The 25,252-nt window shown below is 63.8% G+C and carries 24 protein-coding genes; 13 read left to right on the top strand and 11 right to left on the bottom strand.

Going from position 1 to position 25,252, the window contains the following annotated elements:
• Positions 1 to 10: 10 nt before the first annotated feature.
• The 3 genes from kdpB to ACYG9R_RS16005 all read right to left on the bottom strand — a co-directional run bounded on the left by kdpB (position 11) and on the right by ACYG9R_RS16005 (position 4,148).
• A complete protein-coding gene (kdpB, locus tag ACYG9R_RS15995) occupies positions 11 to 2,104 on the bottom strand; it encodes a potassium-transporting ATPase subunit KdpB (RefSeq protein WP_023824613.1) in 2,094 nt (697 codons plus the stop codon).
• Between the two features lie 232 nt (positions 2,105 to 2,336).
• Positions 2,337 to 4,040: a potassium-transporting ATPase subunit KdpA gene (kdpA, locus tag ACYG9R_RS16000; protein WP_023699137.1), complete on the bottom strand. Its 1,704-nt coding sequence runs from the start codon at positions 4,038 to 4,040 to the stop codon at positions 2,337 to 2,339.
• 18 nt (positions 4,041 to 4,058) lie between these two features.
• On the bottom strand, positions 4,059 to 4,148 hold the full coding sequence (locus ACYG9R_RS16005) for a K(+)-transporting ATPase subunit F (RefSeq protein ID WP_023669708.1): 90 nt from the start codon (positions 4,146 to 4,148) through the stop codon (positions 4,059 to 4,061).
• A gap of 402 nt (positions 4,149 to 4,550) precedes the next feature.
• Here ACYG9R_RS16005 and ACYG9R_RS16010 point away from each other — a divergent pair, with 402 nt between their 5' ends.
• Positions 4,551 to 6,338, top strand: a complete 1,788-nt coding sequence (locus ACYG9R_RS16010) for a flavin-containing monooxygenase (RefSeq protein ID WP_023714112.1) — start codon at positions 4,551 to 4,553, stop codon at positions 6,336 to 6,338.
• Positions 6,339 to 6,546: 208 nt separating this feature from the next.
• Here ACYG9R_RS16010 and ACYG9R_RS16015 read toward each other — a convergent pair whose 3' ends face one another.
• Positions 6,547 to 7,779, bottom strand: coding sequence for an amidohydrolase/deacetylase family metallohydrolase (locus ACYG9R_RS16015; RefSeq protein ID WP_023710832.1), 1,233 nt, complete (start codon positions 7,777 to 7,779; stop codon positions 6,547 to 6,549).
• A 103-nt stretch (positions 7,780 to 7,882) separates the two neighbouring features.
• Positions 7,883 to 8,248: a RidA family protein gene (locus ACYG9R_RS16020; protein WP_023683098.1), complete on the bottom strand. Its 366-nt coding sequence runs from the start codon at positions 8,246 to 8,248 to the stop codon at positions 7,883 to 7,885.
• A 175-nt stretch (positions 8,249 to 8,423) separates the two neighbouring features.
• On the opposite strand from ACYG9R_RS16020, the gene ACYG9R_RS16025 reads away from it, so the two are divergent.
• Positions 8,424 to 8,909, top strand: coding sequence for a hypothetical protein (locus ACYG9R_RS16025; RefSeq protein WP_023710833.1), 486 nt, complete (start codon positions 8,424 to 8,426; stop codon positions 8,907 to 8,909).
• 131 nt (positions 8,910 to 9,040) lie between these two features.
• Here ACYG9R_RS16025 and ACYG9R_RS16030 read toward each other — a convergent pair whose 3' ends face one another.
• The gene (locus ACYG9R_RS16030; RefSeq protein ID WP_023669703.1) at positions 9,041 to 9,271 is read right to left on the bottom strand and encodes a hypothetical protein; all 231 of its coding nucleotides are present in this window, start codon (positions 9,269 to 9,271) and stop codon (positions 9,041 to 9,043) included.
• 146 nt (positions 9,272 to 9,417) lie between these two features.
• Between ACYG9R_RS16030 and ACYG9R_RS16035 the strand changes: the two genes are divergently transcribed.
• From ACYG9R_RS16035 to ACYG9R_RS16045, 3 genes are all read left to right on the top strand, one after another.
• The gene (locus tag ACYG9R_RS16035; protein WP_023714111.1) at positions 9,418 to 10,059 is read left to right on the top strand and encodes a glutathione S-transferase family protein; all 642 of its coding nucleotides are present in this window, start codon (positions 9,418 to 9,420) and stop codon (positions 10,057 to 10,059) included.
• Between the two features lie 137 nt (positions 10,060 to 10,196).
• Complete coding sequence (locus ACYG9R_RS16040) at positions 10,197 to 11,699, top strand: helicase HerA domain-containing protein (RefSeq protein WP_023737555.1); 1,503 nt, start codon at positions 10,197 to 10,199, stop codon at positions 11,697 to 11,699.
• Positions 11,700 to 11,827: 128 nt separating this feature from the next.
• The gene (locus ACYG9R_RS16045; RefSeq protein ID WP_023824612.1) at positions 11,828 to 12,793 is read left to right on the top strand and encodes a hypothetical protein; all 966 of its coding nucleotides are present in this window, start codon (positions 11,828 to 11,830) and stop codon (positions 12,791 to 12,793) included.
• 70 nt (positions 12,794 to 12,863) lie between these two features.
• Here ACYG9R_RS16045 and ACYG9R_RS16050 read toward each other — a convergent pair whose 3' ends face one another.
• Entirely contained in the window at positions 12,864 to 13,307 is a 444-nt protein-coding gene (locus ACYG9R_RS16050) for an SRPBCC family protein (protein ID WP_023683102.1), read from the bottom strand.
• 416 nt (positions 13,308 to 13,723) lie between these two features.
• On the opposite strand from ACYG9R_RS16050, the gene eglC reads away from it, so the two are divergent.
• Genes eglC through ACYG9R_RS16065 form a run of 3 tightly spaced genes read left to right on the top strand, consistent with a single transcriptional unit; the run spans position 13,724 to position 18,232 of the window.
• Positions 13,724 to 15,148 (top strand): endo-1,3-1,4-beta-glycanase EglC, encoded by a 1,425-nt coding sequence (eglC, locus tag ACYG9R_RS16055; RefSeq protein WP_023747055.1) that lies wholly within the window; start codon positions 13,724 to 13,726, stop codon positions 15,146 to 15,148.
• Positions 15,149 to 16,909 (top strand): type I secretion system permease/ATPase, encoded by a 1,761-nt coding sequence (locus ACYG9R_RS16060; RefSeq protein WP_023707581.1) that lies wholly within the window; start codon positions 15,149 to 15,151, stop codon positions 16,907 to 16,909.
• A 3-nt stretch (positions 16,910 to 16,912) separates the two neighbouring features.
• Positions 16,913 to 18,232, top strand: a complete 1,320-nt coding sequence (locus ACYG9R_RS16065) for an HlyD family type I secretion periplasmic adaptor subunit (protein WP_023683105.1) — start codon at positions 16,913 to 16,915, stop codon at positions 18,230 to 18,232.
• Between the two features lie 84 nt (positions 18,233 to 18,316).
• Here the strand turns inward: ACYG9R_RS16065 and ACYG9R_RS16070 are convergent, their stop codons facing one another.
• The 3 genes from ACYG9R_RS16070 to ACYG9R_RS16080 all read right to left on the bottom strand — a co-directional run bounded on the left by ACYG9R_RS16070 (position 18,317) and on the right by ACYG9R_RS16080 (position 19,874).
• Positions 18,317 to 18,532, bottom strand: a complete 216-nt coding sequence (locus tag ACYG9R_RS16070) for a type II toxin-antitoxin system RelE/ParE family toxin (protein WP_348528155.1) — start codon at positions 18,530 to 18,532, stop codon at positions 18,317 to 18,319.
• On the bottom strand, positions 18,529 to 18,810 hold the full coding sequence (locus tag ACYG9R_RS16075; RefSeq protein ID WP_023669694.1) for a type II toxin-antitoxin system ParD family antitoxin: 282 nt from the start codon (positions 18,808 to 18,810) through the stop codon (positions 18,529 to 18,531). The genes ACYG9R_RS16070 and ACYG9R_RS16075 overlap by 4 nt, the downstream gene beginning before the upstream one ends.
• A 68-nt stretch (positions 18,811 to 18,878) precedes the next feature.
• Positions 18,879 to 19,874 carry a GlxA family transcriptional regulator gene (locus ACYG9R_RS16080; RefSeq protein ID WP_023824611.1) on the bottom strand — a complete coding sequence of 332 codons (996 nt, stop codon included), beginning with the start codon at positions 19,872 to 19,874 and terminating at the stop codon, positions 18,879 to 18,881.
• Positions 19,875 to 20,109: 235 nt separating this feature from the next.
• On the opposite strand from ACYG9R_RS16080, the gene ACYG9R_RS16085 reads away from it, so the two are divergent.
• From ACYG9R_RS16085 to ACYG9R_RS16105, 5 genes are all read left to right on the top strand, one after another.
• Complete coding sequence (locus ACYG9R_RS16085) at positions 20,110 to 20,529, top strand: hypothetical protein (RefSeq protein WP_023683109.1); 420 nt, start codon at positions 20,110 to 20,112, stop codon at positions 20,527 to 20,529.
• Between the two features lie 28 nt (positions 20,530 to 20,557).
• The gene (locus ACYG9R_RS16090; RefSeq protein ID WP_023747058.1) at positions 20,558 to 21,706 is read left to right on the top strand and encodes an amidohydrolase; all 1,149 of its coding nucleotides are present in this window, start codon (positions 20,558 to 20,560) and stop codon (positions 21,704 to 21,706) included.
• An 88-nt stretch (positions 21,707 to 21,794) separates the two neighbouring features.
• On the top strand, positions 21,795 to 22,154 hold the full coding sequence (locus ACYG9R_RS16095) for a hypothetical protein (protein WP_023710844.1): 360 nt from the start codon (positions 21,795 to 21,797) through the stop codon (positions 22,152 to 22,154).
• 105 nt (positions 22,155 to 22,259) lie between these two features.
• On the top strand, positions 22,260 to 23,135 hold the full coding sequence (locus ACYG9R_RS16100; RefSeq protein ID WP_023710845.1) for an alpha-1,2-fucosyltransferase: 876 nt from the start codon (positions 22,260 to 22,262) through the stop codon (positions 23,133 to 23,135).
• Positions 23,132 to 24,046 (top strand): glycosyltransferase family protein, encoded by a 915-nt coding sequence (locus ACYG9R_RS16105; RefSeq protein WP_023824610.1) that lies wholly within the window; start codon positions 23,132 to 23,134, stop codon positions 24,044 to 24,046. Before ACYG9R_RS16100 ends, ACYG9R_RS16105 begins: the two co-directional genes overlap by 4 nt.
• Here the strand turns inward: ACYG9R_RS16105 and ACYG9R_RS16110 are convergent.
• Positions 24,030 to 25,241, bottom strand: coding sequence for a cytochrome P450 (locus ACYG9R_RS16110; RefSeq protein ID WP_023710847.1), 1,212 nt, complete (start codon positions 25,239 to 25,241; stop codon positions 24,030 to 24,032). The genes ACYG9R_RS16105 and ACYG9R_RS16110 overlap by 17 nt on opposite strands.
• Positions 25,242 to 25,252 lie beyond the last annotated feature (11 nt).

Below are 25,252 nucleotides of genomic sequence, written 5' to 3' on the forward strand. Positions count from 1 at the left end.
ACGTATTTCCTTAAGCGAGGCCGAGGCCGGTGACGATCATGTCGATCGCCTTGATGCCGGCGAACGGAACGATGATGCCGCCGAGGCCGTAGACCAGGAGGTTGCGGCTGAGCAGCGCGCCGGCGCCGATGGCGCGGTATTTGACGCCTTTCAGCGACAGCGGGATCAGAGCGATGATGATCAGCGCGTTGAAGATGATGGCCGACAGGATGGCGCTCTGCGGCGTCGCCAGATGCATGATGTTGAGCGCTTGCAGGGGGCCGATTGTATGTCCCGGCGCAACGTAGAAGACGGCAAACATGGCCGGGATGATGGCGAAGTATTTGGCGACGTCGTTGGCGATCGAGAAGGTCGTTAGCGAGCCGCGCGTCATCAGCAGCGCCTTGCCGATCTCGACGATCTCGATCAGCTTGGTCGGGTCACTATCGAGGTCGATCATGTTGCCGGCCTCGCGGGCGGCAACCGTGCCGGTGTTCATGGCGACGCCGACATCGGCCTGCGCCAAGGCCGGCGCGTCGTTGGTGCCGTCACCGCACATGGCGACCAGCTTGCCCTTGGCCTGTTCGTCGCGGATCAGCTTCAGCTTATCCTCGGGCGTGGCCTGGGCGAGGAAATCGTCGACGCCGGCTTCGGCTGCGATCGCCGCCGCAGTCATCGGATTGTCGCCGGTGATCATCACGGTGCGGATGCCCATTTTGCGCAGTTCGGCAAAGCGCTCGCGGATACCACCCTTGACGATGTCCTTGAGGTGGACGACGCCGAGCAGGCGGCCGTCACGCTCGACGGCCAGCGGCGTGCCGCCCGACTTGGCGATCTCGTCGGCGATCGCCTGGAGATCCTTGACGGTGTCGCTGCCAGGGCGCGTGCCGTGAGTGGCCGATGTCGACTGGCTGACATAGGCGAGAACCGAATCGACGGCGCCCTTGCGCACCGACGAGCCATCGATGTCGACGCCGCTCATCCGGGTCTGCGCGGTGAAGGGCACGAAGCTGGCATGCAAGGTTGCCATGTCACGGGCGCGGATGGCGTATTTCTCCTTGGCCAGCACGACGATCGAGCGTCCCTCAGGCGTCTCGTCGGCGAGCGAGGCGAGCTGCGCGGCATCGGCCAGTTCCTGTTCGGTGACGCCCTTGACCGGGCGGAATTCGGTGGCCTGGCGGTTGCCGAGCGTGATGGTGCCGGTCTTGTCGAGCAAAAGCGTATCGACGTCGCCCGCCGCTTCGACGGCACGGCCGGACATGGCCAGCACGTTGAAGCGCACCAGGCGGTCCATGCCGGCAATGCCGATGGCCGACAGCAGGGCGCCGATGGTGGTCGGGATCAAGGTGACGAACAGCGCGACCAGCACCGTCACCGGGATATAGCCGCCGGAATAGGAGGCAAAGCTCGGGATCGTGGCGGTGGCCAGCACGAAGATCAGCGTCATGCCGACGAGCAGGATGTTGAGCGCGATCTCGTTGGGCGTCTTCTGGCGCGAGGCACCCTCGACCAGCGAGATCATGCGGTCGAGGAAGGTGTGGCCGGAGGCGGCTGATATGCGCACGCGAATCCAGTCGGACAGAACCTGCGTGCCGCCGGTGACCGCGGAACGGTCGCCGCCGGATTCGCGAATGACGGGTGCGGACTCGCCGGTGATTGCCGCCTCGTTGACCGAGGCCACGCCTTCGACCACTTCACCGTCGGACGGGATAATGTCGCCGGCTTCGACCAGCACGATGTCGCCAACCTTCAGGCTGGTGCCGGGCACCAGCTTGAACCTGGAGCGGTCTTCGCCGGCAAGCAGCTTGGCCTGGGTTTCGGTGCGCGCCTTGCGCAGCGAATCGGCCTGCGCCTTGCCGCGGCCTTCGGCGACGGCCTCGGCGAAGTTGGCGAACAGCACGGTGAACCACAGCCAGATGATGATCTGCAGCGTAAAGCCGAAATCGCCGCCGCCGGTGGCGAGATCCTTGACGAACAGGACCGTGGTAAGAAGCGAGACGATGGCGACGACGAACATCACCGGGTTCCTGACCAGCGTGCGGGGGTCGAGTTTCCTGAAGGCGCCGCCGATGGCCGGCCACAGGATGCGGGCATCCATGATGCTCGCGGATTTGGACTGGCTCATTTGGTGGCTCCAGTATCTGAACTGTTGGCCGGCACCGACCGATCGGATGCCGAAAAGAGGGGCGGCGGACCATAGGCCAGCAGCCAGATCACGATCATGACTGCCGCGAGGCCGAGGAAGGTAGATACGCTGGGGAAGGGAGGGGGCGTTTCCTCCCCCTCATTGCCGGCTCGTGGGCCGGCTCGCGGCCGGGCCTTCATGCGTTTTGGGTAGAACCAGGACATGACAAGCCTCAGAATGTCTGGCCGTTGATGGCAGCCAGGTGCTCGACGATCGGTCCGATCGCCAGTGCCGGGAAGAAGGTCAGGCCGACGACGATCAGGATGACGCCGACGAGCAGGCCGACGAACAGCGGGCCGTCGGTCGGGAAGGTGCCGGCGGAAGCCGGAACCGTCTTCTTCGTCGCTAGCGAGCCGGCAATGGCAAGCGCTGGAATGATGACGAAGAAGCGACCCACCCACATGGAGATGCCGAGCGTGATGTTGTACCAGGGCGTGTTGCCGGAAAGGCCGCCAAAGGCCGAGCCGTTGTTGGCCGCCGCCGAAGTGTAGGCATAAAGAACCTCGGAGAAGCCATGCGGACCGCCATTGGCCATCGAGGCGACGGCGCTTGGCAGCACGACCGCTATTGCCGTGAAGACCAGCATGACCAACGGCAGAGCGAGGATGGCGAGCATTGCCATCTTGACCTCCTTGGCCTCGATCTTCTTGCCGAGATATTCGGGCGTGCGGCCAACCATCAGGCCGGCGACGAACACGGTGATGACGATGAACATGACGATGCCGTAGAAGCCGGCGCCGACGCCGCCGACGATGACTTCGCCGAGCTGCATGTTGAGCATCGGGACCAGGCCGCCAAGTGCTGTGAACGAGTCATGCATGGCGTTCACCGCACCGCAGCTCGCAGCCGTGGTGATGACGGCGAATAGTGCCGAAGCGGCAATGCCGAAGCGGCTCTCCTTGCCTTCCATGTTGGCGCCGTCGACGCCCAACGCATGGACCAGCGGATTGCCCGCGGCTTCCGCCCAGTAGCAGATAACGACGCCAGCGATGAACAGCACACCCATCGTGGCCAGGATCGCCCAGCCCTGGCGCTGGTTGCCGACCATGCGGCCGAAGACGTTGGTGAGTGCAGCACCCAGCGCGAAGATCGTCACCATCTGGATCATGTTGGAGATGGCGTCGGGGTTTTCGAAAGGATGCGCGGCATTGGCGTTGAAGAAGCCGCCGCCATTGGTGCCGAGCATCTTGATGGCGACCTGCGAGGCGACCGGCCCAAGGGCGAGCGTCTGCTTGGCGCCCTCCAGCGTGGTGGCGTCGACATAAGGCCCGAGCGTCTGCGGCATGCCGAGCCAGACATAGACAAGGGTGAGCACGATGCTGAGCGGCAGCAGGATGTAGAGCGTGCAGCGGGTCATATCGACCCAGAAATTGCCGATCGATTTGGCCGAGGCGCGGGCGAAGCCGCGGATCAGCGCCACCGCAATGGCAATGCCGACGGCGGCGGACATGAAGTTCTGAACAGTCAGGCCGGCCATCTGCACGAGGTAGGACAACGTGCTTTCGCCGCCGTAATTCTGCCAGTTGGTGTTGGTGACGAAGCTGACGGCAGTGTTGAAGGCGAGATTGGGTTCGACCGATGCCATCCCGGCCGGATTGTAAGGCAGGACGCCCTGCAGGCGTTGCAGAAAGTACAGCACCAGGAAGCTGGCAAGGCTGAAGAAGATGATTCCTGCCGCGTAGGTCGTCCAGTGCTGCTCCTCGCGCTCGCTGGTTCCCGAAATGCGGTAGAGGCCGCGCTCAACGGGCCCGAGTATGGGCGAGAGAAAGGTGCGATCGCCATTGAAGACGCGGTACATGTAGCCGCCGAGCGGCTTCACCAGCAAAACGACGATCCCGCAATAAACCAGGATCTGTATCCATCCGTTGAGTGTCATGGGTTTCCGTGCCTTGCTTCAGAAGCGTTCTGGGCGAACGAGGGCGTATGTCAGGTAGACGAGCAGGAACAAGGTCACGCCGCCACCGAGGATGTAATCGACAAGCATGGTGCGATCCTTCCGCTTAAAGAGCGTCGCAAGCTTTGATGTAGGCGAGGGAAAGACCGAAGAACAAAACCTCGATCCCGATGACGACGATGTCCATTTGTGTTGGTCCTTGCTTCTGCTTGTATTTGGCGCCAGCGACTGGCGAGCCAGAAATTCCATGAGAACGGCCCGCCGTAACTCTGGGGTCACGGCGTCCGCAGCGTTTTGCTCGAGATGGAATATGGACCCGATCGCCATAAAGGTTCGAGACGGGGCCGGGAGGAAAGATATAAAATTCCTATAAAGATTTCCGGGAGATGGCTCCGTTCCGGGCCGCTAGAAACCGACGCCATGATATCGCGACCCCTCTTGCGGCGGCTCCGTCTTTCGAAACAATGGGAACGCAAAACGAGGGAAAAACAGATGCTCGACATGGCACCATCGAAACAGGCGGCGACATGGCTTTGCGCGCTTGCACGGGCGCTGGAAGCTGATGACGCCGAGGCGGCCGCCAACCTGTTCGTCGAGGATTGCTACTGGCGCGATCTGCTGGCTTTCACCTGGAACATCACCACGATGGAAGGCCGCGATGAGATCCGCGACATGCTGCAAGCGACGCTGGCGGAAACGAAGCCCTCACACTGGACGCTGTCCGGCGAGGCGACCTCGGATGAGGGCACCGTCGAGGCCTGGTTCACGTTCGAAACGGCGGTCGCGCGGGGCGAAGGGATTGTGCGCCTTACGGACGGCCGCTGCCGGACCTTGTTCACGGCGGTGCGTGAGCTCAAGGGGTTCGAGGAACAAAAGGGACCGGCGCGGCCGCTTGGTATCCGTCACAAGGCCGATCCGAAGCGCGAAACCTGGGCGGAGGCGCGGGCGCGCGAGACGCGCGACCTCGGCGCCACCGAGCAGCCCTATTGCCTGGTGATCGGCGGCGGGCAGGGCGGCATCATGCTCGGCGCGCGGCTGAGGCAGCTCGGTGTGCCCACCATCATCATCGAGAAAAATGCGCGCCCCGGCGATTCCTGGCGCAACCGTTATCGCTCGCTCGTGCTCCACGATCCGGTCTGGTACGACCATCTGCCCTACATTCCGTTCCCGGAGAACTGGCCGGTGTTCACGCCCAAGGACAAGATGGGCGACTGGCTGGAGATGTACACCAGGGTGATGGAGCTCAACTACTGGGTCGCCACCAAATGCCTCAGCGCCAGCTATGACGAGGCCGAGAAGGTGTGGACTGTGGTGGTCGACCGCGTCGGCCGGCAGATCACGCTGAAGCCGAAGCACATTGTCTTTGCCACCGGCGCCTATGGCCCGCCACGCCAGATCGCGCTGCCCGGCGCCGAGACCTTCAAGGGCGAACTCCTGCATTCCAGCCAGTATGCAAGCGGCGAGAAATTCCGCGGCAGACGTGTCGCTGTCATCGGCGCGGCAAGCTCGGGGCACGATGTCAGCGTCGACCTCTGGGAGAGCGGCGCAGACGTCACCATGATCCAGCGGTCGCCGACGACAGTGGTGAAATCCGACACTCTGATGGAAGTCGGCTTCGAGATCTTCTCGGAAAAGGCTTTGGCGCGCGGCATCAGCACCGACAAGGCCGACCTGATCGTCGCGTCCACGCCGTTCGCGCTTGTACCCAAGGGCCAGCGGGATCTTTACGAGGTGATCAAGGCACGCGACGCAGACTTCTACGACCAGCTACGCGCCGCCGGCTTCGCCATCGATTTCGGCGAGGACGAGACCGGGCTGTTGATGAAGGCCTACCGCACCGGCTCCGGCTACTACATCGATGTCGGCGCCTGCGAACTGATCATCAATGGCGAGATCAAAGTGAAGAGCGGCGTCGGCATCAGTTCATTGACGCCGACCGGCATCCTGTTCGACGACCGCAGCGAGCTGGCCGTCGATGCGATCGTCGCCTGTACCGGCTACCAGTCGATGAACGAGACCGTGGCGGCCATCGTCTCGCGCGAGGTCGCCGACAAGGTAGGGCCATGCTGGGGCCTCGGCTCCGGCGTCAAGGGCGATCCCGGTCCTTGGCAAGGCGAGCTGCGCAACATGTGGAAGCCGACGGCCCAGGACGCGCTGTGGTTCCACGGCGGCAATCTGGCGCTGTCGCGGTTTTACTCGAAATATGTGGCGCTGCAGATCAAGGCGCGGATGGAAGGGATTGCGACGCCGGTGTTTGGGGCGGTGAGTAATTCGGGGTAAGGTTCGACCCCCACTCCGTCGAGCTTCGCTCGACACCTCTCCCCCGATCGACGGGGGAGAGGAATGGCGCGAAGCGATTCCAGCTGGCGCCTTTCCTCTCCCTCCGGAGGGGGGAGAGGTGGCTCGGCGAAGCCGAGACGGAGTGGGGGAAGGCGGTCCTCAAACGCGCCGCCGAAAGACAGACCATCTCCCATGAAGGGGAGACCAGCTAATCGTGCCTACGCCCGAAATGCCGTGCCGCGACCTCGACATGCGTATGGTGCGTGTGGGCCTCGAAGCGCTCGGTCTCGTTGTGGTCGGCGGCTTCGTTCGGCCACCAGACACCACCCACGACGATGCCGTCCGATGTGAGCCGCTGATCCGCGATCAGCGCCGCACCGACCGCATCGACGAAGGTAAAGCGCCCGGGGCGCAGTCTCAGCACCGCGACATCGCCGACACCGCCAACTTTCAGCGTCCCAAGCTCCGGCCTGGCGATCGCCTCGGCTGGCCTTTGCGTGGCGGCGCGCAGCACCTCGACCAGCGGCATGCCCAGCGCCATTAGCTTCGACATGCAGACCAGTATGTCGAAGGCCGGACCGTCGACGCAATAGAGATGCACGTCGCTGGAGATGACGTCGGGCGCGAGGCCCTCGGCCAGCATCGCTTTCGCCACGGCGAAGTCGAACGATCCCATGCCGTGGCCGATGTCGAAGATGACGCCGCGTTCGCGGGCCAGCCGCATGTCCGGCCGCACCGCGCCGGAGGCGAAGACCGGCGCGTTGGGGAACGGGCGAAAACAGTGCGTGAGGATGTCACCCTTGCGCAGCCGCGGCAGCACTTCGGAGCGGCCGGGCGGCGGCTCGTCTATATGCGCCATCAGCGGCAGGCCGGCCTGGTCGGCGGCTTCCAGCGCGAGATCGACCGGCGCGATGCCGCTGGCGCCGCCGGCATGCTTACCGGAGCGCACTTTTACGCCGACGACGACATCGGCGTGCTCGCGCACCGCAGCCACCGTCTCGCGTGGCTCGCAGAGCCTGAGATCGCTGCATTCGCCGACAGAGACGCTTTGCGAGAAGCCGAATATGCCGGCAAAGGAGATGTTGACATAGGCCAGGATGCGCACCTTCGAGCGCTCGATGACATGGCGGCGAAAGCCCAGAATATTGCCGGCGCCGGCGCTGCCGGCGTCGATGAAGGTGGTGGTGCCGCTCTTGGCCGCCAGCCGGTCGGCATCGACGCCAAGCGAGGTGCCGCCCCAATAGACATGGCTATGCAAATCGATGAGGCCGGGCGTGACGATGCAATCACGAGCGTCGACTATCTTGGTGGCGTGCTCGGCATCGATCGCCGCCTCGATGGCCACGATGCGTCCGCCCGCAACGGCGACATCGCGCGGCGCGTCCAGGCCCGAGGCCGGATCGATCAGGCGGCCGCCCTTGATCAGGAGATCGAACTGCATCGGCGCCTGCCTCTCTTTGTTTCGGGGCATGATCTTTGGACAAAACGGTTTCCGTTTGTCCGAGAAAACCGGTTTCCACTTTTCGGGATCATGCCCCGACTGGTCAAACCGGCCGGTAAGCGACGGCTTCGACCTCGATCTTGATGTCGATCATCAGCCGCGATTCGACCGTGGTGCGGGCCGGCGGATTTTTCGGGAAGTGCTTGGCGTAGACGGCATTGAAGGCGCCGAAGTCGCGCGCGTCCTCGAGCCAGACCGTGGTCTTGACGACATCGTCCATGGTGCAGCCGGCCAGCGCGAGTGCTGCCTTCACATTCTGCAGCACCTGCTCGGTCTGCTCGGTAATGCCGCCCTTGACCACAATGCGGTCGCCGTCGACCGGCACCTGACCTGAGATGTAGACGAAATCCCCGGCGCGCACGGCCGGCGACAGCGGCACGTGGGATGTTCCAAAACACTCTTTGGGCAAAGGAAACTCCTGTTCAGAATGGCGGGCCGCGCCCCGTTTTCGACGACCGCTCTACGCCTGTCCCGGTGATCCTCATAGGGGGCTTTTTGGAAAGCAGCATTTTTCCAAACGCGTGTTGCTTTATCGCAGGCTCGCCAGCATCTTGCGCGTCGCATTTTCCCGACAGGAGATTTCAATGACCTTCGACAAGAACCCGTTTCCAGAGGGCGATGCCGATCGCCACGCGCTCTGGGAAATGTTGGTGCGGCGCGACATCGACGCCTTTATCGGTCAGGACTGGTCGATGGTCGAGGATGATTTCCTCGCCGACAGCTTCTTCGGCATGCATGCGCATTTCCTCAGCGATGCCGACGCTTGGCGTCTGCAATTCCCGAGCCTTGCCGTCTATCGCGACGAATGGCTGCGCCAGGCCAAGGAGACGGCGACGACCAGATTCGCCGAGCCGCTGCGCGAGGCGCTGTTTCGCGTCACCAACATGCGCGACATCGATGTCGATGGCGACCGCGCCGTGCTGCACAAGAAGTTCAACGGCTCGGTGGCCAAGGCCGATGGCAGCGTCGACAAGCTGAAATGGCAGACGCTGTATTTCTGCAGGAAGGTGGCGGGCCACTGGAAGATCGGCGGCTTCGTCGGCTACATGCCGCATCCCTTGGGGAACTGAGGTTTACCCGCTGATGCTATTGCCGGCCTTCGCGCACGAGACGTCCGCTTCCGGGCTGCAGCTGTAAAAGCTCGCCAACCGAACCCACTCGAGCTCAAGCGAGTTGAACGGGACAGGTTCGTCCAACAGGGCTAGCGGGAGCGGTGGTCGAACACAACCGCCATGGTCTTACCAATTGCCGCCATGACGACGAGTTCGACGAGATCGTCGTCGCTGTCGACACAGGTTGGATCCATGCGGCGGATGGCGTCGAGCGCCGCCCTGGTCGAGACGGTATCGCCGGCGCGGAATCTGGAAAGCGCAGAGGAAACAAGGTTCTGGGTTGTCACGTCGATGACAGGTACGCTCGGCACTACGTTCATGGCTTCCTCCTGCCAAGAACCCTCTCCCGAAGGAAATAATACGCCGAACGACGGCGTGTGCCAGCGGAATCGTGGTCCGACCAGATTGCCGAGAGGGCACGTTTGCGTGTTTGATAGGATCGAGCCCACAGCGTCCAGGACACGACATGAAACTGTACTTCAGCCGCAATCCCAATCCGCGCCTTGCGGTAGCAACGGCACGTCATCTGCAGGCCAAGGTCGAGTGTGAGTTCGCGGCACCCATGGCGCCCGGACAGGCTGAGCGGTTTCGTCAGCTCAATCCCAATCTTACCCTGCCGATATTGGCATGGACGGGCGGCAGCCTGTGGGAAGCCGACGCCATAGCCTGCCTTCTGTCGCGCGAAGCGGGTTCGGATTTCTGGCGCGGCGGCGGCGACCAACCCGACATGATCCGCTGGCTGAGCTGGGGCAAGGAAAATTTCGTGCGGGCCTGCGACACCGTGCATTTCGAGCGCGGAACCAAGCAGCGCTACGGGATTGGGCCTGTCGACCAGGGCAAGGTCGAGGAGGGGCTGGCGGAGTTCCGCATCGCGGCAGCGATTCTCGAGGCGGAGCTCGCCAAGCGGCCATGGCTTGTGGGCAAGTCGCTTTCCTATGCCGATTTCCGCATGGCGACGTTTTTGCCGTTCAACGATGCAGCCGGCCTGCCGCTGGTGGACTATCCCTCTGTTCTGGGTTGGTATCGCCGGCTCGAAGCCATCGATGCCTGGCGCGATCCCTTCGACGGGCTGGAAGCGCCGCTTCTGCCGCCGGTCAACTCCGCTTGATGTGCCTTCCCTTTGGGCAGATGGGCTGATGTGTGGCGCTTTGGCAGCATAGGTGTGGAACAGCGGGCGAGTTGCCATGGCGCGCTCGACGGCTCGCGGCCGGGTTGATAAGCCCTGTCCGCAAGGAGAGTCGTGACATGACCGTAGCCATCGAGATGGGACAGACGACGGCGGGTGCGTCGGCGGCGCTCGACCTTGAGGAGCTGCTGGCCACCCGGCTTCTGGTGCAGGGCAATTCCGGCTCCGGCAAATCGCACCTTTTGCGCCGGCTCCTGGAGCAGAGCGCGCCCTGGGTGCAGCAGACCATCATCGACCCGGAAGGCGATTTCGTCTCGCTGGGCGACCATTACGGCCATCTGGTCATCGATGCCGAGGAGCATACGGAGCGTGGCCTGCAAGCAGCCGGCGAGCGGGCGCGCATCCACCGCGTCTCCACGGTGCTCAATCTCGAAGGGCTCGATGCCGAGAACCAGATGCGGCGCGCCGCTGCCTTTCTCGGCGGGTTGTTCGAGGTTGCCCGCGAGCATTGGTATCCGATGCTGGTGGTGGTCGACGAAGCGCAGCTGTTCGCGCCCGCCGTGGCCGGCGAAGTGTCCGACGAGGCGCGAAAGCTCTCGCTCGGCGCCATGACCAATTTGATGTGCCGCGGCCGCAAGCGCGGCCTTGCCGGCATCATCGCCACGCAGCGGCTGGCAAAGCTCGCCAAGAATGTCGCGGCGGAGGCGTCCAATTTCCTCATGGGCCGTACCTTCCTCGATATCGACATGGCGCGCGCCGCCGACCTTCTGGGCATGGAACGGCGTCAGGCCGAGGCGTTTCGAGACCTGGAGCGCGGGCACTTCATGGCGTTGGGCCCAGCGCTGTCGCGCCGTCCGCTGGGCGTGCGCATCGGCCAGACCGAGACCAGCCCGCGCAACGGTACGCCGCGGCTGATGGCAATGCCGGAAACAGCGCTTGAAGACGCGCGCGCCATCATCCTGGCGGCGCCGCCGCCCGAGACGATGCGCGCGCCGCGCCGGATGGCGTCGCCGGAGCTGCTCGACCAGCTGATGGCGGCCAAATCAGCGGCGATGGAGATCCGCCCGGAACCTGCGGAACCGGCGGTAAGCGCCGAGGATATGGCCGAGCGGCGAGAGCGGGTGGACCGTGTCCTGCGCGCCATCCTGGCGCAGCCCGATGCGGGTTTCCGCGTCATCGGCGTGCTTTATCAGGAGTTCGTCGTCCGCTGCCGCATCGAAGGCCTCGCTTCGGTGGTGCCGGACCTCTCAGAATTCCGTCGCATGCTGACGCGTGCCCGCGCCGGGCTCGGCGCCGACATGGCAGGAGATGACGCCTGGCAGGACGTTTCCGTGCGCGCCTCGCTGCTGCCCGAGGACATGCAGGGCGTGTTCATGATGATCGCCCGCGCCGCCAAGGAGGGCTGGCCGTGCCCGAGCGACGCGGCGATCGCGCGCGCCTACGGCTCGCATTCGCTGCGGCGCGCCCGGCGGCTGCTCACCTATATCGAGGAGCAGGGCCTCATCGTCTGCCAGCTCGACGGCACCGGCCGCCGCACGGTGACGCTGGTCGAGCTCGCCTGGGCGACGGCGCCGGGCGACCCCAATGCCGCGGAGGCGGAACAGGGCAGCCTGGCGCTGTGAAAGGCGAACAGGCAGCTACCTGACTTGCTTGCGCGGTTCTGAACAAGATGTGTTTCGCCGATCGGCGCGCGACGATTTATGATGGGTTTCCGAGAATCGCAGAACGGTTCGGGCGGGAGGGTTGTCCGGTGCGGTTGAAATCTCTGGCTGTCTTTGTCTTTGGCCTCCTCGCCATCGCCGGCATCGCCTTGACGATGTCTGCCCGGTCTTTTGCCGCGTCCTCCGATATACCGGCCTGGCTGCAGGCCCATGTCGGCAATGACGACGGCGAGATTTCGCAAGTGGTGCTGGAGCGGGCGCGCGCGCTTTACCTGAAAAAGGTCGCGCAAGGCGCGGTCCACAATGGCTGCTATTTCGCCATGGATGCGACGCGCCCCGGCGATCTCGGCAATGGCGTGCTAGGGCGGCGCTACTACGTCATTTGCGAGGCCAAGCAGTCGTTCAGGGCGATCTCGTCGGGCCATGGCGGCGGCCGCAATTTGAAAGGCGTGGTCGATTTCTCCAACGGGAAGCGCTGCGCGAGAAACTTCGGCAATGCCCTGGACTCGTCCTTGACGACCGGTGGCGCCTATATGACCGGCGAGGCAAAGACCTCATTCAAGGGTTTTTACCGCATCGGCGCAAAAAAAGACCAGGCGCTGCTGCGCACCTTCATCCAGTTCGACGGTGAGGGGGAGACGGCGAATGCCAGGCAGCGGGTGATCGGTGGCCACGCGGCGCGGCTGTTGCGCGGCATGTGCCTGCGCAAGAACCCGAACAGCTCCTATGCCGACCATGACGGCTTCGTGCCATACGGCAAGCTGGTGGATTATGCCGGCGGCCGCAGCAATGGCTGCACCAGCTGGTCGCCGTCCGACGCCGACCAGATCATTTTGATGATGAAGGGCAATCCGACGACGCTCTATATCTACCCGGAATCGCGCGACATCACCGCCGTTGGTAAATCGGGCGCCTATTGGAATGCGTCCTGCCTGAAGGAGATCGGGAAGCCGAAATTCTGGCCGCGAAAGAGCCTTGAGCCGATCATCGCGCAATACGCCAAGGACAACCCGCCACCGCCGCCACAACCGTTGCCGATCTGCACCGGGCCGTGAGGGATGCGTCCTCGGCTCGGCATTGTCGGCGGCGCGGACTGGCTGGGCGGCGCCGCCGATCCGATGGGCTCTACTGATTGATCTCGGGTTCGACGAGCTTTGCCAGATTGCGCAGCGACTCCTGCCAGCCGAGGTAGCAGGCTTCGGCCGGAATAACGTCCGGAATGCCGGCCTGCGTGATGTCGAGTTCCGTGCCGACCGACACTTTCTTCAGGAGCACGGTCACTTCGATCTGGCCGGGCAAATTGGGGTCGTCGAACCTGTCGGTGTAGCGCAGGCGCTCGCCGGGAACGAGTTCGAGATATTCGCCGCCGAAGGAATGGCTGCCGCCCGTCGTGAAGTTTCGGAACGACATCTTGAAGGCGCCACCGACTTTCGCGTCGAAGCTGTGCACGGTGCAAGTGAAGCCGTTCGGCGGAAGCCATTTCGCCAGCGCGTCGGCTTCTGTGAATGCGCGGTAGACCTTCTCCGGGCTGGTCGTCAGAACGCGGTGCAAACGTACGGTGCTTGGCATCTCTTCGGTATCCTTTGTGGTTTCGTTGTTCTATGCCCCAAGGACGGGTGAACCTCACCCGGTCCGACATAGCCTGTCAAATTTTCTTGAGCCCTTTGCCGGCAGCCATCCGCCCGCGACTTCGAGTCGCCGCCTCAGGCAGGCGGTCGTGTCGCGTCAAATTGCATGAATCATTGACAGGTTGCCTAACCTTTCGGCGCGGATCTCACAATTTATTAAAATTGTAAGTCTCTCCTATAAAGTTGTATTAGGATCAGCTTAACGCCTTCGGCATTATCTATTAAATGATGGGCGACGATCTCCTTGGTGTACTATAGAATGATTCCCTGGAACGACGGATCAATTTAAGAGTTGATCCGAAATGGTCGCTCGAAGGTTGTCGAACGACCAAGGCAGCACGCGCAAGGAGTGTCGGAATGACCACAGTCCTCAACGCCAAAGGCATTCCACTTCCCTATACCGGCGCTTCCACCCATTGGTTCTCGGCGACTGGAGGCGCGCCTTACCGCTACGGCACCTCGGGCAACGATTCCTTCTGGGGCGACACCAACGTCAAGGTCACCATGTATGGCGGCGCGGGCGACGACTATTACCATCTCTATTCGACGATCAACAAAGCGGTCGAGAACTACGGCGCGGGCGTCGACACGATCGATACCTGGATGAGCTACAAGCTGCCCGCGAATTTCGAGAACCTCGTTGTCACCGGAGACGGCCACTATGCCTTCGGCAATGGTCAGGACAACATCATAACGGGCGGCGCCGGCAGCCAGACGCTGGACGGCGGCAAGGGCAATGACGTCCTGATCGGCGGCGCCGGCGCCGACACCTTCATCATCAACAAGGGCAATGGCAGCGACCTGATCTCCGATTTCGGCGCGACCGACACGGTGCGCCTCAACGGCTATGCCTTCACCTCGTTCGAGGCCGTCCACGCCAATATGGTCCAGGTGGGATCGAACGTGCAGCTGAACCTCGGCTCGAGCGAGGTGCTGGTGTTCCACAACACCACGATCGACAAGTTTCAGCCCGGCCAGTTCGAGCTGCCGATCGACAAGACCGGCATGACGCTGTCGTTCAACGACGATTTCAACACGCTGAGCCTGTGGAACGGCCAGAGCGGCATCTGGGATTCCAATTTCTGGTGGGGGGCGCAGAACGGCAGCTCGCAGCCCCAGAACGGCGAGCTGCAATGGTATATCGACGCCAATTATGCGCCGACCAGCTCGGTCCATCCGTTCAGCGTCGCAAGCGGCGTGCTCACCATAACCGCGGCGCATGCGCCCGACGACATCAAGCCGCTGATCAACAATTACGAATACACTTCCGGCATACTGACGACGCACGACACCTTCTCGCAGACCTATGGCTATTTCGAAATGCGGGCCGATCTCCCGGAAAATGCCGGCGCGTGGCCGGCCTTCTGGCTTCTGCCCGAAGACGGTTCATGGCCCCCGGAACTCGACGTGATCGAAATGTATGGGCAGAACCCGAATGCGCTTCTCATGACCGCGCACACAAATGAGACGGGAACCCACACCACGGTCGGGTCGACGGTGAATGTCTCCAACACCGACGGCTATCACACCTATGGCCTGTTGTGGACGCCGGACAAGCTGGTCTGGACCTATGATGGCGTCCAGGTCGCGGAAGCGGCGACGCCGTCCGATATGAACAAGCCCATGTATATGCTGGTCGACCTTGCGGTCGGCGGTCAAGCCGGCGCGCCGCCCGACCATCTGGCGACGCCCGCGCAAATGAAGATCGACTATATCCACGCCTATACGCTGAACGATTTGCAGCAGAGCCATCTGAGCACGACAGCCGAGCACGCGGTTTAGATGTCACGGGACCGCGCGCCACTCAGGGATGCGGCCATCGGCCTGCGCCCGGTTTTCCTGCGCGGCATCGCCGATATCGGCATCTTTTCGTTGCTGATCAACATCCTGCTCCTGGTGATCCCGCTCTATCTGCTGCAGGTCTATGACCGGGTGTTGCCGTCCTCCAGCGTCGAGACGCTGCTTTATCTCTCGGCCATGGCGGTCCTCGCGCTCGCCTTCCTCGGCCTGCTGGACGCGGTCCGCGCCATCTACGCGCAACGTGTTGCGGCCACCGTCGACCAGAAACTGGGCGCGCGGACATTCGCCGCCTCGCTTGGCGCCAGACATGCCGGCAGCGGGCTGTCGCCGCTGAACGACCTTGCCACGACTTGCGCCTTCATCAGGTCGCGCGGCGTGGCGGTGTTGTTCGACCTGCCGTTTGCGCCCGTCTTCCTGGCCTTGCTCTATTTCATCCATCCCGTCCTGTTCTGGCTGACGCTCGCCGGCGCCGTGCTGCTGTTTCTCTTGGTCGTGGCCAACCAGCTTGCCATCGGCAGGAACGATGCCATGTCGGCGGAACGCTCGGCGGTGGCCAGCCAGGCGGAGCAGGCCTTCGCCCGCAACACCGACACGCTGCGCGCCATGGGCATGGTGCAAAATGCCGCCGCGGTCTGGGGACAACACGTTGCTGAGGCGCTGACCCTGCATGACCGTTCCGGAAGCGCCAATGCGATCTTCAGCGCGACGTCGCGGGCGCTGCGCATGATGCTGCAACTGGCGATCCTCGGCGCCGGCGCGTGGCTGGTGCTACAAGGGCAGATGACCGCCGGCATGATCTTCGCTTCGTCGCTGGTGTCGTCGCGCGCGCTGCAGCCGCTCGACCAGCTGATCGGATCCTGGCGGCAGATCGTCGACGCCAAGCGATGCTGGAAACGGCTGGACACCGCCCTTGCGGCGCAACCAGCGCAGGGGCGCAAGCTCGCACTGCCCGATCCATTGGGCGCGATTTCGGTGCAGGATCTGTTCTTCATCGCGCCGACTGCGGCTTTCGGCACGGAGCCCATCCTCAAGCGGTTGAATTTTGCCATCGGCGCCGGCGAAGCGGTGGCGATCGTCGGCCCGAGCGGGGCCGGCAAATCGACGCTGGCGAAATTGCTTGTGGGCGCGCTGCAGCCGACCGGCGGCGCGGTCAGGGTCGACGGCGCCGACCTGAGGAGCTGGGACGAAACCCAGCTTGGCAGGCATATCGGCTATCTCGCGCAGGAGGTGGAGCTTTTCCCGGGATCGATCGCGCAAAATGTCGCCCGCTTCGAACCCGACGCCGATGACGCCGCGATCGTCGAAGCGGCCAGGCGCGCCGAGGCGCATGAGCTGATTCTCACGCTGCGCGACGGCTATCAGACCATGATAGGCCCGTCGCATACCGTGCTGTCGGGCGGCGAGCGCCAGCGGATAGGGCTGGCGCGCGCCTTCTACGGCAAGCCACGCATGCTGGTGCTGGACGAGCCCAACGCCCATCTCGACGGCAGTGGGGAGGCGGCGCTCGAAGGGATGCTTTCGGCCGCGCGAAGTGTAAGCGTCACGACAGTCGTCATCACGCATCGCCCTTCGATCGCCGCGGCCTGCGACCGCGTCATGGTCCTGCGCAACGGCATGGTCGAAGCTTTCGGCCCTGCGAGCGAGGTGCTGAGGCAACCGGCGGCCGGCAAGGCCGGGAGCGCGGTGGTGACAGGCTCGTTCGTGCCGACCGTGCGCCCGCACAGCGTCCGCTTCGGGTCATAGACGATGATGCAGCAGAGCCTCGCCTTCGAAGGTCGACCGCGCACCGACTTCCGCCGCCTGGCCGTCGTCGGCTACGTGGCCATAGCGCTCTTCGTCGGCTGCTTCGGCTATTGGGCGGCGAACGCGCCGCTCTCCGGCGCGGTGATCACCTCCGGCACGATCTCGGCGACGGGCGGCAACATCCTCATCCAGCACCCCGAGGGCGGCATCATCGAGCAGTTGCTGGTGCATGAAGGCGACCGCGTGCAACAAGGCGAACCGCTGGTCCTGCTCGACCGCAGGGCGGCCGAGACCGACCTCAACCGGCTGACCAGACAGACGATCGCGCTCAGGGCAAGTGCCGCGCGACTTGAGGCCGAGCGCGACGGATCGGACAGGCTGGCGCCGATCGCCGAAGCAGCACCCGCGCCGTTCCAGCGCGATTTCGACAATCTGGTGCACGAACAGCAGAAGGAGTTCGAGGCCAGGCTCGCCCGGTTCCGCTCCGAGCAGTCGATCCTGGCGCAGCGCGTCGCCATGCATCGTGAGTCGGCGCTGGGACTGGAGGCGCAGAAACTCGCCATCCAGCAACAGGCCGAGATCGTGAAGAAGGAACTCGGCATCAAGACCGGCCTGCTCGACAAGGGTCTCACCAACCGCAGCGAATATTCGCAGCTTCTGCGCAGCGAGGCCGATCTGGTCGGCCAGGCCGGCGCGCTGGAGGCGGATATCGCAGCGACCAAGACGCAGATCGTCGAAGCCCAGGCGCAGGTCGAGCGCGCGACCACGCAGCGCGTCGAGGACGCGCTGACCAAGCTCGACGAGGTTCGCACCAGCCTGGCCGACATCGGCGAACAGATCACCGCAGCCGAGGCGGTGCTGGGGCGCACGACGATCAAGGCGCCGGCAGCCGGCATCGTGGTATCCTCGATCTACAACTCCAAAGGCAGCGTGATTGCGCCGGGGCAGAAGATCATGGAGATCCTGCCGACCGCGTCGGGCCTCATCGTCGACGCGAAGCTGCGGCCGAAAGACGTGGACCTGGTTCGCGTCGGCCAGCCGGCGAAGCTCAGGCTGTCCGCCCTGAACGCGCGCCTCACCCCTGAGGTCCCGGCTACGGTGACGCAAATTTCCGCCGACCGGCTGATCGATGAAACCACGCATGAGGCGTATTTCCGCGCCAGGCTGAAGATCACCGACACGCTGCCGCAGGGCGTGAAAGCCGAGCAGCTTTACCCGGGAACGCCGGTCGAGGCGTTTATCAGCACCGGCGACCGAACCTTCCTCGAATATCTGGCGCGGCCGATGCTGGACTCGTTCGCGCGGGCGTTCACGGAGCGATAGGCGCCAACTCGTCCTCCCAGTTGACGCCGCCGTAGAACACCCTGAGAATCACCACCTGGTCGCCTTCTACGGTGAAGGCCACAGTCAGGCGGCGCTCGAAGCCACGATGCGAAGCCCCGGCCGCACATCATCCCTTAGGGTTCCGCGTTCCGAGGCATGGTCGAGACCCAGGCAAAATCGCTCGATCCGCTCGATGTAGCGAAGGGCGGTGAGGTTGCCGGATGCGTGAGCGACCGTATCGTATATCCATAACAGGTCCGTCTGGGCTTCCGGCAAAAGGACAACATGCCGGCGCTTCACACGTTCCCCTTGAGGCGAGCTGCGTGATGTGCGCGAATGCTGTCAAAAGACTTGTCGGCCGGGATGGCCTGGGAGGGGTCTGCCTTCCACCTATCATAGGTCGGCGCGACCTCCTCACGCAGCCAGCGCTCCACGGCGGCGTCGCGTTCCTGCAATGCGCGAAGACCGGCGCGGATCACTTCACTGCTGGTCGCGTATGTGCCGGACCGAACGAGCTGGTCGATGAAAGCAGCCTGCTCGGCCGGCAGGCTGAAGGTGCGTTTTTCGGTGGCGGACATGGATCCCTCCTATCAGGTTGGTATGATATTATCATACCAACGGCGAGATCGCACGCCCCAATATAGGCTTAGGGACCGCTCCCCTTGCCGTCGGCAAAGACACCGGACATTCGGTTCGGATGCCTGAGATGGGTCGGCGTGATACCGGTCTGATGGCGGAAGACACGGCTGAAATGGCCGGCATTGGGAAAACCGCAGCGGTAGGCGATGTCGCCGATTGCCAAGTCGCTCCCCTCCAGCAGCGACTTGGCCTGATGTACGCGCAGCGCAAGATAGGCGGCCATCGGGCCGATGCCGAGCTCGGCGCCGAACAGCCGCTCAAGCTGGCGCCGGGATAAATGCAACCGGCCCGCGATCTCGGCGACCGACAGCGTCTCCTGGAGATTGCTTTCCATCAGAAGCAGCGCCCGTTTCACCGCTCGGCTCGACGCGGCCGGAAAGAGATCGCCGACGGGCTGCACATCCAGGCTTGAGCGGATGCGGTCGAGCACGAGGATCTTGGCGGCTTTTTCCGCAGCCTTGCGGCCGATGAACTGCGACACGAAATGGCCGGCAAGGTCGGCCGCACCCGTGCCTCCGGCGCAGGTCGAGCGGCCCCTATCGACGGAAAACAGGCTGTCGGCATGGGCGTTCACATCAGGGAATTGGCTGCGGAAATCCTTGATGTGAAACCAGCTGACGGCAGCACTGTAGCCATCGAGCAGACCGTAGCGCGCGAGCACGAAGCTGCCGGTGCAGAGTGCCGTCAGCGGCACGCCCCTTTCGGCCGCCCGCAACAGGAAGGCCTCCTTTTCGGAGCTGAGGCTGCGGTTGGTGTCGAGCAGGCCACCGACCACGACGACATTGTCGAACTCCTGCGGATTGCCGATCGCCTTGGTCGGCAGCAACTCGACACCGCAACTCGCCCGGATCGGCAGGCCACGCTCGCCGACGATCTCCCAGTCGAACTCGATCCGGCGGCTGCGGTCGCCTTCATCGCCGGCGAGCCGCAGCGTGTCGATGAACAGCGACAGCGGCGACAGCGTGAAGTCGCGAACCAAGAGAAACGCAAACCGCCTGGCCATTGTTGCTCCGAAACCGTTCCTTCGGGTGGATGGAGCCTAGTTGCTGAAGATTGGCACGGACTCGAGCACCATGCCCCTCAGGATTGGCCGCCAGATGTCGGAGATGAGATTGACGACCTTAGTGTGCAACCGGTCGGCCATCTCTTCTCCAATGTTTCGAGAATAGGTCCAAAAGAGCTTTGACCGATTGTTGGAGCCGAATGTAAGGATGATCTTCGGTTAGGCGGGAGGGAGCATGGGTCTCGACTTGGCGGTTTTTAAAAGCGTTTCGACCATGGAGCGGGAATTCCCCGGCTATCGCTTTCAGCGGGATCCGGAAAACGGCGAATGCGAGGTGATCCATCCCGAAGACGTGACTCTCACCTGGGACGATGTCACAACGCGTGACTGGCGTGTCGGAAACATAGCCCACATTGCGGCGCTCGGGGAGCTGATTGCCGGTCTTCTCGGCGAAGGGTCAGCGCTGGAACGGATGGTCCTCCTTTCAGCCAGCGGTGTTGGAGACGTCATCGAGGAGCCGAGCTTCGGCGAGCTTGAGCGCGAATTGCGACTGATCGAATCCAGCACCGACCCATGGGTTCGGGAATTTGCCGATGGACTAGTGGAATTGATCAGTATGGCACGGCGTGAGAAAAACCCTATCGTGTTTGTGTAACCTGCAGCACCAAAGCGGAGCCCAAGCCATGACCCTGACCAATCGCGATATCATCGAGCTGACGGCATGGCGCCGCAAGCTGCACCAGCAGCCGGAAATCTCCAACGAAGAGGAAAAGACCGCCAAGGAGGTTGTCGACTTTCTCGCCGATACCGGGCCGGACAAGGTGCTGACCGGGCTTGGCGGCCATGGTGTGGCAGCGGTGTATGACAGCGGCAAGGCAGGGCCTACGGTGCTGTTCCGCTCGGAAATCGATGCGCTGCCGATCGAGGAGCTTTCGGGCGTCGACCATGCCTCGCAGGTGCCGGGCAAATCGCATATGTGCGGCCATGACGGCCATACCGCGATCCTGGCCGCACTCGGCCGTCAGCTCGGGCGTGAACGGCCGGCGCGCGGCCGCGTCGTCTTGATGTTCCAGCCGGCGGAAGAGACCGGCAATGGCGCGGCCGGCGTCGTCGCCGATGCGCGCTTTGACGAGATCGCGCCGGATTTTGCTTTCTCCCTGCACAATCTGCCGGGCGTGCCGTTCGGCGAGGTTCGCCTCAAGCCCGGCGTGGTCAACTGCGCCTCGCGCGGCATCCGCATCGTGCTGGACGGCAAGACCGCGCATTCGTCCATGCCCGAAACCGGCGTATCGCCGATGCTGGCGGTGAGCGAGCTCATGCCGCTGCTGCCGGCGCTCGGACGCGGCACCTTTGCCGACGATGATTTCAGCATGGTCACCGTCACCCATGCGACGATGGGCGAGGCCGTGTTCGGCATCGCGCCCGGCTACGCCGAGGTGTGGGCGACGCTGCGTACAAGGCGCGACGAGCGCATGGCGGAACTGGTCGCGGCGGCGGAAGCGTTGGCCACCAGGATCGCGGCCGAGCACCGTCTTTCCGTGCACTGCGATTATCATGAGATTTTCGTCGCCAGCGTCAACGCGCCCGATGCGGTGGAGCATCTCAACCGCGCGTTGGACGAAGAGGGTGTGCCGCGCAGCGAGGAAGCCCTGCCGATGCGCGCCTCGGAGGATTTCGGCATTTTCGGCCACAAGGCGAAGTCGGCGATGTTCTTCCTCGGCGCGGGCGAGCGCACCCCGTCATTGCACAATCCCGACTATGATTTTCCCGACGATCTGATCCCGATCGGCTCGAAGATCTTCATGCGCACGGCGCGCAACCTGCTGGGGTGAGCGGCCCTGCAAAATCCGCATCCTGAAGCTGCCTTTTTCCCGCTGGAATCGTCTTGTAGTCGCCTCCTACATTAGGAGGGGCTTGCGGATGAGAATTGCAATGGTCGTCGCGTTGACTGCGACAGTGGCAGGGTGCGTATCGTCTCCGGTCCAGTATGGAGCCTCGCTCTCGCCGCAGGACCCGAAATGGGCGACGCCGGAATGCCAGCAGGCCCGCACGGATGCCTTGAACTACGACCGGCGCGAGAAGGAGCATCCGGGATGGGCCGCCGGCGTCGTGCTGGGGCCTTACAGCATGGGGCTCGTTGCGGCCATCAAGGAGAATGAGCAGAAGCGGCGCCGGCTGCTCGCACGCGAGGTGCATTTGCAGTGCTCAAGCCTGCCCTTGCCGAGGGATCTGGACTTCGATCCAAAGATCTACGCGCCAAAGCCGACGCATTATCCCTGAGGGTGGCTTGCCGGCGGCGATCATGATGCGCCCTTGGCGTCAGAGGCCAGTCGACCGGCCCGCGCAGCTCGGGTAACAATGACCGTCTTTGGCGAAAGGGGTCCAATGCGGCAAGTGCCCATCGTGATGCAGCCGTTTGGCGGCATGGCGAACAAGATGTTCCAGTACATGTTTTGCCATGTGCTGGCGAAGCGTATCCCCGGTGGCTATGTCTGCGACGCCGACCTGCCGGAATGGTCCATTGCCAAGGTGCGGCCGCCTTTGTTGTGGAAATACCGGCTGCTTCGGGTCGACGGCTATCACCGCTACGACCTCGACGGGATCATAGCCGCGCTCCGCGACAGGCGGGCGCGGAGCATCCGCTTCAAGGGCTTCGCGCAGCGGCTGGGTTATTATGACCGGGACGAGGTCTCCGGGCTGTTCGACGGGCGTGCCGTCGCCGCGCCGACCCATGGCGACGATTTTCTCGTCATCCATGTGCGGGCCGGCGACATCCTCGACGGCTTCCACCGCAACTATTGCCCGATGCCATTCGGCTTCTTCGAGACGCTCATCAAGGATAGCGGCCGCAAGCCGGTCTTCGTCGGCCAGACCCATGACGACAACGATTATTGCCGGCGCCTGCGTCAGCGTTTTCCCGATGCTGTCTTCGCGCCGAAGGCGTCGCCATTGACGGATTTCGAGACGCTGCGCCGGGCGAGCCATCTCGTCACGGGGGTGAGCAGCTTCTCCTGGCTGGCCGGTTGGTTGTCTTCGGCGCGGACGATCCATCTGCCGGTGGCCGGCATATTCGACCCGCGCATCAGGCCGGATATCGACTTGCTGCCGCTTGACGACCCCCGCTATCGGTTCCACCAGTTCGACATGGGCGACTGGACGGGCTCTTCGGAGCAGCTTGCAGCATTTTATGGCGACGCGATCCCGTTCCGGCAGGTCGAGCCTCAAGCAGCAGCCGGTGGCGCGGGGAAAGCGTTGCGATGAGAATTCCGTTTTCCGTCAACAGGCCGGTGATCTGCGCGATCATGAAGCTGGAGCAGCCCTATGTGATCGAGTGGGTCGCCTGGCACAAGCTGCATGGCTTCGACCTGATGATCGCTGACAACTGCAGCGCCGGACCGCAGACGGCGGTGCTCCAGGCGTTGCGCGATGCCGGCTGGATCCGGCTGGTCGACTGGCGACACGACACGGTGCTGCCGCAGCGGCGGGCCTTTTCCTATCTTTACTGGCAGGCATTGCTCCACGGCTATCGCTATCTGGGCTTCATGGACGCCGACGAGTTCCTCGAGCCGCTCGACGCGCCGCCCTGGAGCGGAGCCGAACTGGTCCGCTCGCTTTTGAGCCGCCCGGGCGTGCGCAGCGTCGCCTTTCGCTGGGTGAATTTCGGCAGCGACGGCAAAGAGGCCTATGACGACGAACTGGTGACGGTGCGGTTTCAAAGGCGCGGCACGCATGACGCCCCGACCGCGCGCTGGAAGAAGTCGTTTGCCCGCGTGTCCTCGGTGCTGCGCAAGGCGCTGCGGGATCCCGGGCAGTTCATGCCGCACCCGCACGGTTTCCGCATCTCGCTGCGCAGGACGCTGGTCGACGGCATGACGCTCGACAAGCACCCGGCGGCCATGCCGATGGAATGGAAGATCGGCTGGATCCGCCACTATGCCGTGAAATCGAGGCAGGAACTGGCCGACAAGCATGCCCGCGGCGGCGGCTTCACGCCGTCGAGCGAGGCGCCGTCGCTGGACGAGTACCGGGTATCGAGAGATCAGAACGATATTCTCGATCCGCTCGACGATGCGACGGTGGGCGCCTTGCGGGCAAAGGTTTCGGAAATCGTCAGGTCGCTCGACCCGGCGGTCATGCCCCAGACGCGGCCGCTTTTCACGCAGCGGGGTTGAGGATCAGCGGCGCGGTAGCCATGCCGTGAAACGACATCGAGGCGCGGCGCTCGGCATTTGCGGCATCGAGCCGCCATCCGGGCGCACGGGTGAACAGGGCTTCTATCATCGCCGCGATCTCGATACGGGCGACATGCTGCCCGAGGCAGACATGCAGGCCGGTGCCGAAGGTCATCGACATGGTTGGCGGGCGCGTGAGGTCCAGCCGGTCGCCATCGGCGAAGACGGCATCGTCGCGATTGCCGCTGCCGAGCACCGGCACGACCGCTTCGCCAGCCGCAATCCTGACGTCGCCGAGGTCGATGTCCTGCGCCGCGATGCGGGCGACGGCGTATTGCACCGAGGCGCCATAGCGCAGCAGTTCGGCCGCCGCGCTGCTCCAGTCGACAGCGCCGCGCTCGAGCAGCGCGCGCTGTTCGGGAAAGCGATCCAGCGCAACAATTGCGTTGCCGAGAGCGTCGACGACAGTCTCCTGTCCGGCAAACAGCATGAAGACGATGTTGGCCACCATGTCCTCACGCGACCAGCGGCCTTGCGCAACCTCCCGCACCATGCCGGCAACCATTCCGTCCGGCCGGTAGGCCTGTCGAGCCAGCCGCTCCTCGACAAAAGCCTGGCATTCGCGATAGGCCTCGGCGCTTGCTGCCGGCGGCTGCGCTCTTCGCAGGTCGAATGCGCTGGCCATGCGGCGGGTCACCGATTTCAACGCCCAAGGGTCCTCGATCTCGATGCCGAGGATTTCCTGCAGCAGCCAGAAGGACACCGGCACGGCGAGCCCGGCGACGGCGTCGACGCGGCCATCCGCCAGCGCACGCTCGACCAGCTCGTGGCTCAGCGCGCGAAGACCTTGCGTCAGCGCTTCGATGGCCGGCCGTGAGAAAAAGCCAGCGACCGGCCGGCGCAAGGCGCCATGCTGAGGCGGATCGGCAAGCAGCACCGAGCGGCTGAGCAGAGCCATGGGCGCATGGTCGACGAGCTTGCGGCGGACCTCTTCATATGTACCCGGCGGCGCCTGAACAAGAGCGGGATGCTTCAGCGCGCCCGACACCAGCTCATGGCTGAACACATAATGCGCGTCGGCCAGCTCGGGATAGGGCGCGACGCCGCGCGCAATGCCGCCGGCGGCGCGCATGCGGGCGAAATGCGGAAACGGGTCGTCGCCGAGCGCGAACGGATCGAAATGCGGAGCTGTCATGACGGCTCGAA

Source organism: Mesorhizobium sp. RSR565B, from assembly GCF_054719465.1.